Raw genomic sequence first — 18,400 nt, 5'->3', positions numbered from 1 at the left:
CCCGATCGAAGCGTCACACTCACCAAAAGGTAACGCAAGATCTTCTCGCATGCCCGACCCCATAAGGAACCCAACTACAGCATACTCTCCCCATAATGCATACTACCGAGCGAGTGCGAATTATTGCACACTCCCCCCATAATGTGTCACACATAAAATTCTCACCATATCCAGTTTAGTAGGCAAACTCAACGGTTAGTTAGAAAAAACGCACAGATTCAAAAATCTGTGCGTTTCTATGCTAATTGCCATTTTATTTAAATTATATCTGAGCTATACAGAAGGTGAATTTTCCTTGTTACGCATTGCCTCTGGAATATATACGCAGAATGGCTCGCTTTCTAAATAGTCACCTGTAACTGCGTATGTTCTTGATCTTGAACCACCACATGCGTTGCGGAACTCACAAACACCACATTTTCCTTTGTAAAGATCTGGATTACGTAATTCCTTAAGAACTGGAGACTCACGATAAATCTCTTTTAACGGCTTTTCTCTCACGTTGCCGACTACAATTGGTAATAAGCCACTCGGCATTACATCCCCCGTATGTGAAACGAAAATAAATCCGTTTCCATCGTTTACGCCTTTAGGTGCTCTTTTTAAACCATCAATGAGGTAAGCTGTATCTGTAATTGAATCTTCATAACGAATATCTGTTTTATCAACTAACTTTTCGCGTTGTTTTTGTTGAATAACAACACGACGGTAATGTTGCGCTGCTGTCGTTTTAATATCGTAAGGAGCTGTTTTGCCTAGCTCATACAACCAACGGAATACTTTTTCATGTTCGGCAGGCGTTAAACAGTCATCCATTTGTCCTCTTCCAGTTGGAACAAGTAGGAAGATGTACCACATTACTGCTTTTAATTCACCTACTAGTTCAGCCATTTGTTCTAAAGATTCATAATTGTATCGAGAAATCACCGTATTAATTTGTAACGGCATATTTAATTCATTTAGGTATTTAATTTTTTCTACCGTTAAATCAAAAGAACCTGATGTTCCGCGGAAATGATCGTGAATTTCCGGTGTTGGGCCGTCAAGACTAATTCCCCAACGAGAAAGACCGACATTCTTCGCTTTTTCCATCGCTTCTTTCGTTACATTATCTGTCGCACTTGGCGTCATTGATACACGCATACCTTTTTTCACTGCATATTCTGCAAGATCATATAAATCTTCACGCATCATACAGTCTCCACCCGTAAATACGAGCATCGGGTTATTCATATCATATATTTCATCAATTAACTTAATACCTTCTTCATGACTTAGTTCATCTGGATGTGGCGTCGTTTGTGCATCTGCTCGACAGTGTACACATTTCAATTCACACGCTCGTGTTACTTCCCAAATAACAATAAACGGATCCTTATCATAGTCGATTGAGGCTCCCATGCCTCCAGGATGTCCACCTGGATGCCCTTTCCCGTGAGGGTGTCCCATTCCTTTTGGATGTCCCATTCCATGCATTCTCATCACCAAACTTCTTTGTTATTTTTTACTAACATTTAGTATATCTTCATTATAAATCTCTTAAATTGTAGAATGGCTCTTTTTTGTTACAATCTATCTACAATTTAATGAATTTCATCGTCCTTATTTTAATCCACTAGGATGCTACATCGAATTGAGTTAATTCGTTCTTAACTCAATGAATTTCATAATTCATTATTCTCACCACTAAGATCAATATATAGTTGCGTTAAAACCATTCGCAAACTATTATTGCGTGATGTGGCTCATTATTGGTAATTATGAAATTCACTCAACTAGATGTAATTTGTTCTGGCTAGTTTATTCGTATTATGAAATTCACTCAATTAACAAAATATATATTATATGTATACAATATTACCTACTAGCCTTAGTTGATGTGAAATATGTCACAGGAAATCAGTCAAATATGATCAAATTAGCAAATTACCTAGACAACATAAGGGGTACAGCGTTTTCGAACATTTCATGAACTTTCTAAGAAAAGTGGATGCACCGAGTTAAGCCCTAAACACAAAAAAGGAATTATCAACTCAAATAACGGATAATTCCTATATCGCTCCTTTGAAATAGTAAACTACAGCAAGTTATTCTTTTTCCAAAACCTCATCATTAACTTCCGATAATCTTCATCTTTACCAATATCATAGCGTTCTCCGATTAAATTAACTCCATAACAGTTTTCAGTATTTAATGAAGCTTTAATTGCATCTGTTAGTTGAATTTCCCGACCTGCACCTCTTTCAACTTTTTCTAAATACGTAAAAATTGACGGATTAAATACATAGCGACCAGTAACGGCTAAATTGGATGGTGGTGACGAACGAGGCTTTTCAACTATATCAACAACTTGATATTGTCTTTTGTCAACTTTCTTCTCTTTTACAACACCATAGTTCTGTAAAAACTCACTTTTTACTTTTTGAAGACCAATCGTTGAATTTTGATATATATTGTACGCATGCATCAATTGGTCGATAGCTCCTTTTTTTGAACATAAAAAAAAGTCATCTGGAAGCAATACAGCAAATGGCTCGTCACCTACAAAATGACGTCCTAGCTTTACCGCGTCGCCTAATCCTTCCGCATACGGTTGACGTACGTACTGGATATGAATATTTGGAGTTTCAATTTCTTCTAATAAATGTTGTTTATTTGTTTTTTCTAAAAAAGCCTCTAATTCAAGAGAACGATCAAAATAATCTAAAATCATATTTTTATTACGGGAAACGACAATTAAAATTTCTTCTATGCCAGCCTCAGCGGCTTCTTCCACTATATAATGAATGGCCGGACGTCCATTGATCGGAAACATCTCTTTCGGTAACACCTTCGTAATCGGCAAGTTCCTCGTACCGTAACCCGCTGCTGGAATAATTGCTTTTTTCACCTTCTTCATCCGATGCCCATCCCTTCCGTTAGTGCAGTTACTATATAAAATATTCGGAGAAGGGGTGGCGTGTAAGTTGTCCTAGATAAAATAGACATTAATTAGGAAAGAGTCTTTCTAAAAATACAAAATAAATAAATGTAGCCTCAATACTATACGTTTGTCATTTTTGAAACTCACACAACATAGAAAAGGAGCATATTTTAAAGAGATGATAAAGTTAATTGAAACTCAATAAATCATATCTATAATTTTCAATTCCGTATTATTAGGAGGAATACTTAATATGAATAAAGATAAAAAGAAAATCTGTTTTGCGTTACTTGTTCATAACAAACAAGAGCTTGTAGAACAACTAATTGAAAATATTAAATGTTTTTGTCCTAACAGTACTATCGTACTTTATAACGGCGGAGATGACCCGTCTTTTGCTAGTAATTTAAATATTCCAATCTGTCCAACAAGCAAAAAATTAAATTATGGTAATTTAGCAAGTTTTTTCATAGAAACGATGGAGTGGATTGAAGAAATTGGGATCGAATATGACTACTTTATCAACCTTGATTCTGATGTTTTATTTTTTAGAAAAGGTTTTGAGAGATTTATAGAAGAACAAATGACTGATTCAGATTATATGGGGGTTAATCTTCATTTGCCAGATAGTAGTTGGTTTTGTGGTGAGAAGTTTAAAAAAGATATAACGAGATGGAAACCCTTTTTCTGCGTCGATCCTATTTGGGGAGTTTTTAATGTCGGTCAAGTATTCAGTAAGAAATTAGTGAAATCATTAGTACAATATGAAATGAAGGAATTATTAAAAAAGGCTATAGAAGAAACTCCGGTTTTCGGAATTGAAGAAATCGTATTTGTAAATATGGCAAGCGAACTTGGATACAATATTAAAAACTATCCCACTGAAACATATTTACAAATGATACGTTTCCGTCCATATTTTACTATAAGAGAATTAGCAAAATGCATTAATAAATATGAAAAGACTTGGTTTTGTCACCCTATTAAACGAATTGAAAATGATACAGCAAGACAACTAATCTACCGATTACAAAACCAAAATTTTGACCCAACCCTATATAAAGAGAACCTTCCTTGGTTTCATAAAGATCAAACTCAATATTCTCCCTCGTTATGTGTTTTAACTCGATCAGGATACGTTGAACTAGTTGCAAGAACAGAAAATAGGCTAACTCATTATTACAAAGATGTAGAAAATTGGTTTGCTACCGATACGTTTGCTCATAGCGTTACAGGAACACCTCTCTTTTATGAAGGGGATTCAGGTTATTTTGATGTTGCTTGTGCCCTCGATAGAGGTGGAATTGCCCATTGGTGGCGAGATAATTATTCTAGGAAAAAAACATGGTATGGACCTACTATAATTACAAAACAAAATGTAAAACCTCTGATTTTAACACAATTAAATACTGGTAACCTAATCTTTATAGGGCTTAAAGAAAATAATCTTCTGTACTGGATTAGAGATGACGGCAAGACTTGGGGATGGAAGGGACCTTTTCATTAGTATTAAATGAAAAGAGGGTGTCCCACAAGTTTCTGACACTATGTTTAGGGACACCTCTTTTCATTCTTATCTATTTTAATATTTAATAAAAATAACGCTCTATGACTTTCTCCAAACTACTCCGTAAGTCTTAAAGTCATATGCATTTGTGACTCCATACTCAGCCTCAATTTTAGAACGTTCTTCCTCTGGCGAACAATTTATCTCTTTATATAGCGAACCTCCACCAATTGGTCGAGTGTGTTTTACAGGAGTTTTATCAATAATTGCAACTTTATTATGGGGGTATCCTAGTATTTTCGGCCACACGGAGTCAAGGCCCCATCCAGACCTGCACTTTTTAAATGTGGTCCAAAGTAACTGTAAGGCTTCTTTTGAAAAAATAGGTGCCATTACTTCTACAAAATTCGTATAGCGTAAAACAGCCTTATCATTTAATAATGTTACATAGTGCGACCAATGGGAATCATGAGTTAAAGCTGGTTGAGCTAAAGATAAGTTATTATCAACGAACAAATGAAACATTTCGTTTATCTTAAAACAATCAGTACTAATATCGTCATCCGGAAACCATACAGCATCATACTCAAAAATACGATCTTTCCAATCCTCCATTAATTGATACATCCTTGGCCATTTAACATCTTTTGCTTCACCGTAATAATCGCAATCACTCCTAAAGTTATTATTACCATTGCCGTAGTACTCAAGATATAAATCAAAGTTTTTATGCTTACTCGGTATTAACCATTCTTTATGAAGTGATGAATCCCCAACTCTAGCTATTACTAAAAAACGGTTTTTTCTTTTTAAAAAATTTTCTTTACCTTGAGAGATTTCATACATATAATCACCTACTTTTTATTTAAGTTAAAATCGTCATACTATTTTTTTCACCTTCACTATTAGATAACAGCCATTGATGCATCTCTACTAAACTATTTCCTTTGATTGGATGTATCCAAAAGTAAGAAGGGTGTTTAATTACTGATATCGCTTCATCAAGTGTAATGTTCTCCCCCCAACGAACAGCATTATTATAAAATTGACCATCTGGATACTCTCCACATCTTCCTCCATTTGCTAAAGCTAATGTAACACTAAACATTTCCTCAAAACCTAAAATTTGTGTTTCATTAAATAAGCGGTCTAATTCTTTTTGATCTATCGTAGTTTTTAAATAGGATACCATCTTGCTTATAATTCCTTTGCGATATACCTGACCAGGGTTAAAATAACGTAAAAAGTTATCAACTTTAAATATCGGCCGCCATTTATGCCATTCCTCCCAAAGCGACTGACCCACTCTTGGATCAGGATATTTTTCGATTTCAGTACCTGTTAACTTTTGCCACCCCATACAATCATATTCCTTCATGCAATTATCCAGAAAGTTCTCAAAACCAGGCTTCACAAATAACATATCGTGATCAAAACTAATTAAATATTCATAATCAACATTAGTTTCTTCGAACCACCTCATGACATCCCATAATACACGGGCAGAGTTTGCATAATGAACTGTACGACTGTAAGGACAGATCGGAACTCTTAAATTTTTTGCAAAATCTTCATTTGTACCACTTCTATACAAAATAATTCCAGCATCGGGGTTAAAATGACGAACATTTTGAATTTGCACATCTAAAACATGTTCATCCATATGGGCCAAAATTAAAACAAACATACGCCGTTTACGTAATACTCCATCATAATGACGAGAATGAATTAATGAAGAATCAAGATTATATTTAATAATCATTTGATTTAATTCATGGTGAGGAGAAATACCGTTATATAAAGTACCTGCACCGATAGGTCTTGTGTGGAATACCGGAGTTTCGTCAATAATCGCCATTTTTTTATGTGGAAACCCTAGTAACTTTGGCCATAATAAATCTAACCCCCAGCCAGATTGACAATAATCAAATGTATCCCAACATATTCCTAAGGCGCTCTTTGAAAAGATCGGAACCATAATCTCAACAAAATTACAATACCTCCATAAATAATCTGGTTGTTCAATCGTAATAAAATGTGAGTGATGAGATTCTGTTGTCAATGCAGGTTGGGCCAATTCAAACCCTTGTTCTATAAATCGTTCAAACATACGATTAATATTAGGCGTATTAGTTGAGATATCATCATCAGGGATCCAAACTGCCTCGTACTGATTTATTTTTTCACCTAACTTTGATAAAACTTCTTTGATAATTGGCCATTTTGGCCCTTTGCTTTCAAAATAAAAATCACTATCCTCTTTAAAACGGCCAGGTGTATCGCCAAAGTAGCTAATACAAAGATCAAAATTTTTATGTTCTATCGAACTTAACCATTCGTGGTGTAACGAATCATCGCCAACTCTGGCGATAATTAAAAAACGCATCTTTTTTTTTCGTCTAAGCAAACTCATCAGCTTCCTCCTTCATCAGTTGGCTAAAGTTTTATAGATTTTGAAGCTCACGTTCAAATAATGTTAGCGCTTGTGCCACAACTTGATCCATATTATAGTATTTATAGGTTCCAAGCCTTCCAAGGAACCAAACATTTTTTAACTTTTCGGCTTCTTGTTTATACATTTGATATAATTCCATATTATCTTTTTTAGGAATCGGGTAATATGGATCACCGTTATTTGTCGGATACTCATAAACAATTGTTGTTTTTTGATGAGATTGACTGGTCAAATATTTAAATTCTGTAACTCTTGTATAATCATAATCATTAGGATAATTAATTACAGCAGCATCTTGCCAACGCTCTTGGTCTTTTGTTTCAAAATGAAAATTAAGAGATCGATAAGGTAACTTTCCATATTTATAATTAAAAAAATAATCAATGGGACCAGTATAAATAACATATTTATGAGGAATAATTTGCTGAATTTGCTGGTAATCAGTTTGTAGGAGGATGCCTATATTAGGATGATCGATCATTTTTAAAAACATTTTTGTATAGCCGTGCTTTGGCATCACCTGATATTTATCAGAAAAATAACGACGATCTCGATTCGTTCTAACCGGAATTCTTGCACATACTGAAGCATCTAACTCTGATGGCCATAAATCCCATTGTTTTTTAGTATAGTTTTTATAAAACTTATTATATAATTCTAATCCAACTTTACTTAAGATCACTTCCTCTGAATTAGTAATATTATGAATTGGTTCACGTACTGATTGATAAAATTCTTGCATCTCATTTTCAGAGAGTTGAAGCCCATATAATTCTTTTATCGTATCTAAATTGATAGGAATTGGCACTTTCCTTCCATCAACATGGGCAAGAACTTCATGTTGATAATAGCTCCATTCTGTAAACTTTGACAAAAAATCAAACACTTTTTTACTATTCGTATGGAAAATATGTGGACCATATTTATGAATCAGTATTCCGTGATCGTCATAATAGTCATATGCGTTCCCACCAATATGGCTTCGCTTTTCAATTATTAATACTTTTCTATTAAGTTTTGTCGCAATTTGATGGGCAAGCACACAGCCAGAAAAACCTGCACCTACAATTAAAAAATCAACCATAATCCACCTCAAATTCAATTAAATATCATTAACAAAAACTAGATTTCAGATCGTACAAATAACGATAATCAAATACAACCTTCTCTTTGATGATTGTTGTATTTTCAATAAACTCATCCCAACTAGTTAAAATAACTACATACTTGACTTGTGATAGTAGCGATGTCAAACTTGCTGCAGATACAATAGGTAATTGGTAAGTCTCTTGAAAGTTGTTCATTGCTAATGGATCATATGCGATTATATTTTTATGACCCTTATTTATTAAAGCTTGAATGATGGCTTTTGCTGGGGTATCTCTGACATCATCGGAATTCGGCTTAAAAGCTAAACCTAAAATACCAATTTTTTCATTTTTATTAACCTTTCCTACAACGTCGCACACAACAAAATCTTTTATAGATTCATTAATGTTTATCGTACTTTCTAATAACTTTGGAGAGTATGAGGTTTCTTTGGATCTTTTTATTAACGCTTTCGTATCTTTAGGTAAACAATAACCACCAAATCCACATCCAGGATAAACATAGGAAGTCATAGCAGCTGGCTCACCAAACCACCTCTTATCAAGATGAAGAATATGAAACGCTTTTTTGATATCTATACTTCCTATCGATTTAGCGATTAATGACTGCTCATTAGCATAACTAATAAGTGTAGCTAGTAATGTATTTGATAAATATTTTATAAATTCAGCAGTATTTAGTGAAACTCGATAAATCGGGGCATTAAATACTTTATAAACATTTTCTATCAATTGACCACTTTTATTATCTATTTCTCCAATTACAATTCGATCTGGTTTCATAAAATCTTCCCAAGCATAACCTTCTCTTAAAAATTCAGGGTTACTGGTTAAACCAATATTTTTACCTATTTCAAAACCAAAACTTTCGATGAAGGGCTTAATGATTCCCTCTGTTGTTCCTGGTGGGACTGTTGATTTAATGACTATGACTTTATATTGTGATTTACATATTTTTTCGAGGACGTTTTTAATTGCTTCGGAAATATAACTTAAATCAACACTACCATCTTCTTTGCTTGGTGTTCCTACACAAATAAAGATCATTTCACTATTTTTTATAGCATCTTCTAAGTTTTTGACCATCATAAAATTATTATTACTATGCTTCTGTAAGGTTTTATCGAGAATAGGCTCATAAAAAGGAACTTCACCTGCCTTAAATCTATTCAACTTCTTTTCATCAATATCATAACCATAAACTCGATATCCTTTTTCACTAAAACCTAAAGCCGTTGTCAAACCTACAAAACCTAAACCTATAACCGTTATCAATGTTTGTCTCTCCCTTGTTTAAGATAACTTAAAAAACGATATACACCTTGTTCCACGATAATTTGAGGAGAATAATTCAATATTTTTTTTGCTTTAGCTATATCTGGGCACCTTCTCGAAGGATTATCGACTAAGTAAACTGGTTCTTGAGAAGTTTTAAATTCAATAGAACGATTAAAGTTAAAAATCGTCGAACCTGCCTCGAGATAAATGTGTGCTAATTCTTTTATTGAAATTTCTGGTTCCTCAATTCCAATATTAAAGTAATCAAAAGGTTCATAAACTAAAGCCTTTAAATAGCCTACGATTGCATCAGTAACATAGCAAAACGTTCTCGTTGGACTACCATCTGAGTGAATGATTAAGGAAGTGTTTTCGATAATCGCTTTAGCAAAGTCCGCCGGTACTCGTTTATCATCAAGCTTCATCCCTGGTCCATAGTTATTAAATGGTCGTACAATAGAGATTGGCATTTGATAGGTTTCGGCATACAAATAACATAACGTTTCTCCAAATCTTTTCGCTTCATCATAACAAGCACGCGGCCCAATCATTGCCACATTTCCTCGATATTCTTCTTTAGTAGGAATCTGATCAGATGACGGATCGCCATATACTTCACTACTTGAAAAAAACAAAAATCCTTTTATTTCTTTACGTTTATAAAAGTCTAAAAGAGCTCTTAAGCCTATGACATTAGCATCTACCGTTTCTAGAGGATATTTACGATAAAAACTAGGTGAAGCAATTGATGCCATATGGATAATAAAAGTAGCATCTTTTATTTTGGCGCTTTCAAATTGGGAAAACTTAGTTATATCAAATGAATAAATCTCAATTTTAGGATTCTTATCAACTAATGCATTCATCCAATTAGGAATTCCAAGTAAAAAGTTATCAATACCGATAACTTTTTTAATTTTCAAGCGTTCCGCATACGCTGATAAAAAAGACATGAAATAATAACCTAAAAAGCCCGCACAACCAGTTATTAAAATGGTAGAATCTTTAAACTTACCTTTTTCAGACTCACCTATATTTTCAAAAATATAATGAAGATCTTCGTAATATATTTTGTTTTTATTCTCGTCCATAGTCGTCACCCGAACCTTAATTTTTTTAAAATCATTTAATCGCTTTTATTATTCATAATTTTTTTTAAATCGTTCCGCTTCCATTGTTGCTTTTATCCCTTTTTCCAAACTATATTTTTGCTCCCAACCTAGCTTTTTTATTGCTACATTATTAGCCTTTGAATCCATAATTTCGTTCTTATGTTGTGGTAAACCTCCAAAGTGAAGTGACGTCTTAGAGTTCGTTTTCTTATGAATCAGCTCAACAAACTCTCTCACTGTTACACTATTACCTGTACCAACTTCGTATTCGTTAAACCAATCAAACTGTTTTAGTTCTTGCTTCATTAATAGAGAATAAGCGTTAATTACATCATTAACATAAATAAAATCTCTTTTTTGGTTTCCTAAAGTTAGATTTATCTCAGGTTTGTTGTTGATGCAACTTCTGTATATATATGGAAAAAATTTATTTTCGCTATCATATGGACCATAAACATGTTCAAGTTTTAAATTTATGATCCTTATTTTTTTAAACGCACTATATACTTTCAGCCATTGTAAAAATTGTTTTTTCGTTAAAGAATATCCAGCTAAATGTTGATACCCTTGATTATTTTTATGAATAAATGAATCGGTATTAATAAACAAATTCGTTTTATACAAAATAGCTGTTTCTAGTAAAGCTAATGGAAAATAAATATTTGAACGAAGCAATCGAGAAAAAGCTTTTACATTACGGTCATACTCCGTTGCAGTATGAATGATGACGTCGTAAGGACCACACTCTTTAAAAGGTTGTTCAACGGAACATTCATCAATATTAAAGATTGTTAGTTTCTTTTCAATAGATGCTATTCTCCATGTATCTGAGAAACTTCTTTTTAAAATCGTGACATTATGGCCCTCTTTAATTAAAGCTTTTGTTAAGTGACTACCTAAAAACCCGGTAGCTCCAGTAATTAAAATTTTCATTTTTACCTCCTAGTAACGAGCGACACCATCATTTATTTTTAAGCCACGGTACTTTCCCTGATAACCAAACTTCTTCTAAATATTTTTTATCCCGTAAAGTATCCATAGGATGCCAAAACCCTGAATGTTTAAAAGCCATTAGTTGGCCTTCTTTCGCAAGGTTTTCCAAAGGTGTTTTTTCAAAAATTGTTTGATCTCCTTTTGTGATATAGTTAAAAACCTCAGGCTGCAACACGAAAAATCCTGCGTTAATCCAACCACCATCACCTTGAATTTTTTCTTGAAATGTTTCGACTTTTTGATCTTTTGATAGTGATAAAACTCCGAATCTACCTTTTGGCTGAGTTGATGTTACTGTTGCAAACTTGCCGTGCGATCGATGAAATTCGACCAATTGCTTGATATTTATATCACCTATCCCATCCCCATAAGTAAGCATAAATGGCTCATCACCAACATATTTCTGGATTTTTTTAATTCGGCCCCCTGTTAAGGTATTTAATCCGGTATCAACTAAAGTTACTTTCCAAGGTTCTACGGAATGTTCGTGTATTGTTAACTTGTTTCCATTTCGAAAATCAAAAGATACATCAGAATTATATAGAAAGTAATTCGCAAAATATTCTTTAACAACATAACTTTTATAGCCTAAACAAATAATAAAATCATTAAAGCCATAACTAGAATATAGCTTCATAATATGACATAACATTGGTTTATCACCAATCTCAATCATAGGTTTAGGTTTTAGATGAGTTTCTTCACTTATCCTAGTTCCAAAACCACCTGCCAAAATAACAACCTTCATGATGACCTCCTCTCTAAACTTCATGACATTATGATCTAATAAAAGAAATAATATTATTCGAAGCTTTTAGTACTATAGTATTGAACTCATTTAATAAGTGTTCACTTAATAAAGAAAAAGGGCACCTTTTAGATAAATTCCAAAAAAATAACAGATCAAAAAATTACATTAGCTGATCTGCGAGTAAAATTAAATTTAGAAACGTCATTTAATAAAGCTGTTTTCGTAAACATTGTTATTTTCAGGACAAATGAGCGATTAAAAAATCAAATAAAAATAGAATGTTATTCTCTACATTACATTACAAAAGTAATAAACATTTTTTCCTGTAACCAAACGATTAAAACCAAGAATTGGAAAAATGATGAATCGTATGAGTATTATCAGTAATAGCCATCTTTCTTGACCACCATTCTTTCGGACAAAAATAATCAGTTGGATAAATGTGAACATCATTGTTAAGCACTTGAAAGTTATTGTTTCCTTTCACCAAACCAAATTCACGCTCAGAAATATCGGTAATTATCTTTACGTTAGTTGTTAAATCCATGCTCCCGTTATCAAAATAAAAAGATTTGTCTTTGTAGTATTCTAATAATCGATTTATCCAAGGATGACCTTTTACTGCACCCATTGCACCCGTTGGAATTGCCCCAGGACTTTCAAAACCTGAAAAGGCAGGGTGAGTAAGAAATCTATCAAGACTTTTAATTACTTCGACGTCAGTATCCATATATATTCCACCATAATGATATAACGCATACAGACGAATGTAATCACTTACAAATGCATATTTTTTAGCTCCATATGCTTGCTTAACAAATAGATTTGAATTTATATCAAAAGAATCTTCATTCCAAAATATCTTTTGATAATCTGGTAAAAATTTATCCCAACTTTCAATACACTTTCTTTCAAGTTCTGGCATTTCCTTAGGTCCGACCCAACAATAATGAATAATTTTAGGTATCATTATATCCTCCCCTTTCCATGCATAATAATTATAATACTCATAATGACTTTTATTGACACGGTGTTTTCTCTAGTCATAATTAATAAACCTTTAATAAACACACTCTCTTAACAACTTTCATAACTTGTATTATATAAATAAATATATGGGGGTATTCGTATACAAAACCCCATATTACGGAACAGGATTCCCAACCGTAACTCCCAGCCCTAGATTCGGTTTTGGAATTGCGATCATCGTTATTGTGGTGATTTTGTTATTTTTATTTGGTTTGAAATGGTTTTTGGCAACTTTGCTATAACAAACAAAAGGGTCAGCTCCCATATCCTAAAATCGGATAAGGAACTGACCCTTAAAATGTATTATTAAAAATAAAGTTTAGAAGTTGCCCTCTTCAACTAACAACTCCCAACTTTCACCGTGATCTGTCGTTTCATACAGGTTGTTTTGGAAGGTCGCAACGATCACTTCAGAAGAATTGTTGATTGCGATATAGTTTGCTGCATCTGTTTGTAAATAGAGATCGTATGTGATAAATTCTTCTCCTTTTAATCTGTACAATCCGCTTTGGCTTGCTTCATAAAAAATGACTTCATCATCGCTTACTACATTAAGTGCTGTAACAAAGCCTTCCACTTTTCTACTCCAATCTATGCCTCCATTTTCTGAGTACATTAGTCCAGAGCTCGTTGCTGCATAAACAACATCGTCGTTATTTGGGGCAATTGCTAAGTCAAAAAACTCATCAGCTTCTAGCGGTAAGCCATTCGTCTCGACAACTTCCCAACTATAACCTTTGTCAGTAGATTTAAAAATAAAATGATCATTGTTGTCAATCGCATACGATAACAGTTTATCTTGACTTTGAGTGGCGGTTAATGCATGAAAATCAATCATTCCATAGTAACTACGAACTTCCCAGGATTGTCCTAAGTCTTCACTCCACATAAACCCTAGCGGATCTTCTAAAGAACTGCCAGGCTCTGGATGGCCACTAGTCATCAAATATGCTGAATCAGCCACTTTGGAAAAGCCCATTAAATCAAACCTTTCACTACCTACAAAGAAAGCTTCACCATTTTGTTTATTAAATTCAATTAAACCGTCATGACTAGCTAGAAAAATTTTATTTGAGTCTTCTGGATTTATCGACATTCCATGAATATGCGTATAAGAAAATGCTTGTTCCCGTTCTTGAACAGTTTCACCAACGAAAAACGGTTCTGTATCATCAACTCTTTCCTCAGATCCGCACGCCGATAAGATCGCCAAGACGCTAGCTAACCCTATCGTTAATAACCCCTTTTTTATATTCATTTCTCCATCTCCTTTAATTTCTATCTTAATGAATTTCATAATTCATTATTCTCGACACTAAGATCAATATATAGTTGCGACAAAAACATTCGCTAACTATATATTGCGTGATGTGGCTCGTTTTTGGTAGTTATGAAATTCACTCATCTAAGTTAATTCTCTAATATATTAATAGAACCTTCTCAAGAGGAGGCTTGCCAAACCTTGAAATTGACAATGATTCTCTCTGTTAGTTAAGGCTTACCTTCCTATTCTTGTTAAACTTTCGTATTGCCCCAAATAATATAAACCCTAAGTTAATAGCTGCAAATGTTCCTAATACCCACCAATTTACCCCTGGCTCTAACGGGTTTTCTTGACCGGCTAACCACGGGGAGTTGATTCCTCCAAGTCCATCTCTTGGACTATGGCCAAAGACTTGATATGGAGTTATTATCAAAAACACAAAAAGAAACCCAAAGATTTTTACTCTGTTTTTCATTTCTATCACCCATTTTCGCTCTTTTCTAAATCATTGTTAATTTTTTCAACAACGTTTTAGAAAACAAACTATATTTTACACCTTTATTACATCATGCAAAAAAACTGTGAAGAAACAATCGAGAAATTATGAAGAAAAGTGAACACTTATTTCCCGAGTAATATTTTTCAAGTTTTTTCGACAGATTCTATCTAATAGATTGTTACTGTCTGTTTTTAGATCAATCTCAAGTAAATGGTGTTCGATAACCAAAATAATATCGTCAACGCGAAAACGTAGGAACTGAAGCTAGATACTTTGGTATAAAAATGTTATTTACAAATTATTTATAGTTTCCTGACAATAGAAAAACTGCCTCTATAATTTAAAGGCAGTTTTTCTAACATATATACTTAAAAGTATAGATTAACGATTCACACTTACTTTCACTCTCGATTTTGCTTCGATACGTCTCTTGTGTAGGATCGGTTCTGTGTATCCACTTGGTTGAGCACATCCTTGAAATACGAGGTCGCACGCAGCTTGAAATGCTACTGAATTTTCATAGTCCTCAGACATTGCTTTGTAATTAGGGTCAGCTTCATTTTGTTCATCAACTACTTTGGCCATTTTTTTCAACGTTTCTAACACTTGGTCTTCGGTACAAACGTGATGATGTAACCAATTGGCCATTTGTTGACTAGAAATACGTAAAGTTGCACGATCTTCCATCAGTCCAACGTTATTAATATCTGGTACCTTCGAACAACCAACCCCTTGTTCTACCCAGCGCACGACGTAACCGAGAATACTTTGCGAATTATTTTCCAACTCTTGTTGAATTTCTTCAGTGCTCCAATTTTGCTCATCAGCTAGTGGCAGTTGTAATAAACAATCACGTAAGTCCTCTTCCTTCTCTGGCATGATTTGCTTTTGGACTTCAATTACATTTAATTGATGGTAATGCAATGCGTGTAATGTAGCAGCCGTCGGTGACGGAACCCACGCTGTATTCGCCCCTGCCTTCAGGTGATTAATCTTTTGTTCTACCATATCACTCATTAAATCTGGCATCGCCCACATCCCTTTACCAATTTGAGCTCGACCAGGTAAGCCGACTTTGACTCCTGTTACTACATTTGATTTCTCGTAAGCTTGTAACCATATTGAAGATTTCATCTCGTTTTTGCGAACAACAGGACCTGCTTCCATTGACGTATGAATTTCATCCCCTGTTCTGTCTAAGAAACCAGTGTTAATAAAGACGATTCTCTCTTTTACATTTTCGATACAATTTTTTAAATTGAGTGAAGTTCGTCGTTCCTCATCCATCACACCAATTTTCAATGTATTTCTCTCTAATCCTAGTAAATCTTCAACTCGGTCAAATAGTTGGTTAGCAAACGCCACTTCCTTCGAACCGTGCATTTTCGGTTTAACAATATAAACGGATCCCTTTTTAGAATTTATATATTGACCATTTCCTCGTAAGTCGTGTAACGAAATTAGCCCGGTAATTACACCATCTAAAACCCCTTCAGGAATCTCTTTTCCACCGTCATATAATACGGCATTGTTCGTCATTAAATGACCAACATTTCGGACAAACAATAAAGATCGACCAGGTAAAGAAAATGAAGTGCCTGAAGTAGAATGATACGAACGATCACCATTTAACGTTCTCGTCACCGTGCTACTTCCTTTTTGAAAAGTTGCCGTTAAATCTCCTTTCATTAGACCTAACCAGTTACGGTACACTTCAACCTTATCTTCTGCATCTACAGCCGCAACAGAATCTTCAAAGTCCATAATCGTAGTAAGTGCCGATTCTAAAACGATATCTTTGACCCCTGCTTGATCCGTTTGTCCGATCGAATGTGTATGATCAATTTGGATTTCTAAATGCAAGCCATTATTTTGTAGCAATATTGCTTGAGGATTACTTAGTTGACCTTGGAAGCCAATAAATTGTTGCTTATTTTTTAAACTAGTCAATTTTCCATCCTGAAGTTCAACGCACAACTGCCCAGCAAAAATTTTATACAGTTTTACATCACGGTGACTTCCTTCCTCTAACGGCACTGAGTGATCAAGAAATTCCTTGGCATAAGCAATGACTTTCTCACCTCGAACAGGATTGTAGGCAATTTCTTGCTGCGCACCACCTTGTTCACTAATAACATCCGTTCCATAAAGGGCATCATATAAACTTCCCCAACGAGCATTTGCAGCATTAATGGCATAGCGAGAATTATTGACTGGAACGACTAATTGTGGCCCTGCTTGCAGCGTAATTTCATCATCAACATCTTCGGTTGTAATCTCATAATCTGCTACTTCTTTTTCAAGATAACCAATACTTTGTAAAAACAACTTATAATTTTCAAATTGAAATTGCCCTTTATGCTTTTGATGCCATTCGTTGATTTGAGTTTGCATCTTTTCTCGAGTTGCTAACAGATGCTTATTTTCTGAAGCAAGATCGATAACTAGATTTTCAAAACCGGCCCAAAATTCATCGGGATTTATCCCAGTCCCTAAAATTGCTTCCTCCTTAATAAAATCGTACAATACCGATGCCACCTGAAAATTTCCGACTTGAACATAATTTTCCATTAAATATTTCCCCCTTTTTAATAACTCGCTACTATCTCATAACAGTGTTAAATTATTATTTCTGTATTATAACACAATGTGCGAATTATGGAAATATTCTTCACGAAATTTATTTTCATACACTTAATTGGCATTTTCTCTGTCCTAAAACTATAAGTTTATAGGTAAGAGGGATTAAATTACGCAATCATAATAACATTTTTAACTTCATCCTCTATTAGTGAACATTTTCTAGGCATACACATACCTTAATAATAAGATTTATAAAAAGGACGGATTATTATGCCTGCAATTGTCGGAGCCGTAAAAGTAAATAGTATCGGTAGTAGCGGTGTTTTTAATATTGGTGATGTATTTACGATCTCTCCTAAGAGCACCGCAAAAACGTTTGCTGGGGCTGGTTCCTTTAATACTGGGGACTATTTAAAAATCTCAAATGAATATAGCGCAACAAATACGTACGATAAAGATTTGGCTGACGCTAATATAAGCACAATCCTTTAGCATAGGTGGTGCCTTAATGAACTATTACATTAATCAAACGATTAACATCCATACGTTAAGAGTAGATGGAGTAACAAATTCATCTGTGTTACAAATAGGCAGTTCGGGGGTAATAAAGGCTTTAGCAAACCTTTATAATACTGGGGACTTCGTAGAGCCAGCACCGGAAATAGATGAACCTGTAGCTCCTACTCCGGTTATACCGTTAGCGCCACCAGCAGGAGCAATGCCTCCTGTTTCACCGTGAATGACTTAACTTTATTTGCATATATGTAAAGAAGGAGCATTCCTGTTAGAAGGATTTTCGGGGACTTGAAAAAAAAAGAGCCCTCCTGGTATGATACGGGGTGTCAAATCGTGCACCGAGATGACCCCTAACTTAGTTAACCAAGGAGGACTTCATAA

The 18,400-nt window shown here is 34.3% G+C and carries 16 protein-coding genes; 3 read left to right on the top strand and 13 right to left on the bottom strand.

Annotation, left to right across the window (positions count from 1 at the left end; all coding sequences use genetic code 11):
- Positions 1 to 273: 273 nt before the first annotated feature.
- On the bottom strand, positions 274 to 1,476 hold the full coding sequence (locus BKP35_RS13180) for a TIGR04053 family radical SAM/SPASM domain-containing protein (RefSeq protein WP_071313832.1): 1,203 nt from the start codon (positions 1,474 to 1,476) through the stop codon (positions 274 to 276).
- 601 nt (positions 1,477 to 2,077) lie between these two features.
- Positions 2,078 to 2,899 carry a sugar phosphate nucleotidyltransferase gene (locus tag BKP35_RS13175; RefSeq protein WP_071313831.1) on the bottom strand — a complete coding sequence of 274 codons (822 nt, stop codon included), beginning with the start codon at positions 2,897 to 2,899 and terminating at the stop codon, positions 2,078 to 2,080.
- A gap of 277 nt (positions 2,900 to 3,176) precedes the next feature.
- Here BKP35_RS13175 and BKP35_RS13170 point away from each other — a divergent pair, with 277 nt between their 5' ends.
- Entirely contained in the window at positions 3,177 to 4,430 is a 1,254-nt protein-coding gene (locus BKP35_RS13170; protein ID WP_071313830.1) for a hypothetical protein, read from the top strand.
- Between the two features lie 99 nt (positions 4,431 to 4,529).
- Here BKP35_RS13170 and BKP35_RS13165 read toward each other — a convergent pair whose 3' ends face one another.
- The 11 genes from BKP35_RS13165 to BKP35_RS13115 form a co-directional block, all read right to left on the bottom strand.
- Positions 4,530 to 5,276, bottom strand: a complete 747-nt coding sequence (locus BKP35_RS13165; RefSeq protein ID WP_071313829.1) for a DUF707 domain-containing protein — start codon at positions 5,274 to 5,276, stop codon at positions 4,530 to 4,532.
- Between the two features lie 19 nt (positions 5,277 to 5,295).
- A complete protein-coding gene (locus BKP35_RS13160) occupies positions 5,296 to 6,843 on the bottom strand; it encodes a DUF707 domain-containing protein (protein ID WP_071313828.1) in 1,548 nt (515 codons plus the stop codon).
- Between the two features lie 31 nt (positions 6,844 to 6,874).
- A complete protein-coding gene (gene glf, locus BKP35_RS13155; RefSeq protein WP_071313827.1) occupies positions 6,875 to 7,969 on the bottom strand; it encodes a UDP-galactopyranose mutase in 1,095 nt (364 codons plus the stop codon).
- 28 nt (positions 7,970 to 7,997) lie between these two features.
- Positions 7,998 to 9,269 carry a UDP-glucose dehydrogenase family protein gene (locus BKP35_RS13150; protein ID WP_071313826.1) on the bottom strand — a complete coding sequence of 424 codons (1,272 nt, stop codon included), beginning with the start codon at positions 9,267 to 9,269 and terminating at the stop codon, positions 7,998 to 8,000.
- Positions 9,266 to 10,363 carry an NAD-dependent epimerase/dehydratase family protein gene (locus BKP35_RS13145; protein ID WP_071313825.1) on the bottom strand — a complete coding sequence of 366 codons (1,098 nt, stop codon included), beginning with the start codon at positions 10,361 to 10,363 and terminating at the stop codon, positions 9,266 to 9,268. Before BKP35_RS13145 ends, BKP35_RS13150 begins: the two co-directional genes overlap by 4 nt.
- A gap of 48 nt (positions 10,364 to 10,411) precedes the next feature.
- On the bottom strand, positions 10,412 to 11,317 hold the full coding sequence (locus BKP35_RS13140; RefSeq protein ID WP_071313824.1) for an NAD-dependent epimerase/dehydratase family protein: 906 nt from the start codon (positions 11,315 to 11,317) through the stop codon (positions 10,412 to 10,414).
- A gap of 28 nt (positions 11,318 to 11,345) precedes the next feature.
- Positions 11,346 to 12,125, bottom strand: coding sequence for a glucose-1-phosphate cytidylyltransferase (rfbF, locus tag BKP35_RS13135; protein WP_071313823.1), 780 nt, complete (start codon positions 12,123 to 12,125; stop codon positions 11,346 to 11,348).
- 340 nt (positions 12,126 to 12,465) lie between these two features.
- Complete coding sequence (locus tag BKP35_RS13130) at positions 12,466 to 13,098, bottom strand: glycosyltransferase family 32 protein (protein ID WP_084031650.1); 633 nt, start codon at positions 13,096 to 13,098, stop codon at positions 12,466 to 12,468.
- 378 nt (positions 13,099 to 13,476) lie between these two features.
- Positions 13,477 to 14,415 carry a F510_1955 family glycosylhydrolase gene (locus tag BKP35_RS13125; protein ID WP_071313822.1) on the bottom strand — a complete coding sequence of 313 codons (939 nt, stop codon included), beginning with the start codon at positions 14,413 to 14,415 and terminating at the stop codon, positions 13,477 to 13,479.
- A gap of 229 nt (positions 14,416 to 14,644) precedes the next feature.
- Complete coding sequence (locus BKP35_RS13120) at positions 14,645 to 14,896, bottom strand: hypothetical protein (protein WP_139192882.1); 252 nt, start codon at positions 14,894 to 14,896, stop codon at positions 14,645 to 14,647.
- Positions 14,897 to 15,301: 405 nt separating this feature from the next.
- Positions 15,302 to 17,491: a malate synthase G gene (locus tag BKP35_RS13115; RefSeq protein ID WP_071313820.1), complete on the bottom strand. Its 2,190-nt coding sequence runs from the start codon at positions 17,489 to 17,491 to the stop codon at positions 15,302 to 15,304.
- 282 nt (positions 17,492 to 17,773) lie between these two features.
- Between BKP35_RS13115 and BKP35_RS13110 the strand changes: the two genes are divergently transcribed.
- Together BKP35_RS13110 and BKP35_RS13105 are read left to right on the top strand one after the other, a co-directional pair.
- Entirely contained in the window at positions 17,774 to 17,995 is a 222-nt protein-coding gene (locus tag BKP35_RS13110; RefSeq protein ID WP_071313819.1) for a spore germination protein, read from the top strand.
- Positions 17,996 to 18,011: 16 nt separating this feature from the next.
- Positions 18,012 to 18,242, top strand: coding sequence for a spore germination protein GerPB (locus BKP35_RS13105; protein ID WP_071313818.1), 231 nt, complete (start codon positions 18,012 to 18,014; stop codon positions 18,240 to 18,242).
- Positions 18,243 to 18,400 lie beyond the last annotated feature (158 nt).

The organism is Anaerobacillus arseniciselenatis (genome assembly GCF_001865995.1).
GTDB classification, from domain to species: Bacteria; Bacillota; Bacilli; order Bacillales; family Anaerobacillaceae; genus Anaerobacillus; species Anaerobacillus arseniciselenatis.
This window is presented reverse-complemented; position numbering and strand designations above follow the sequence as displayed.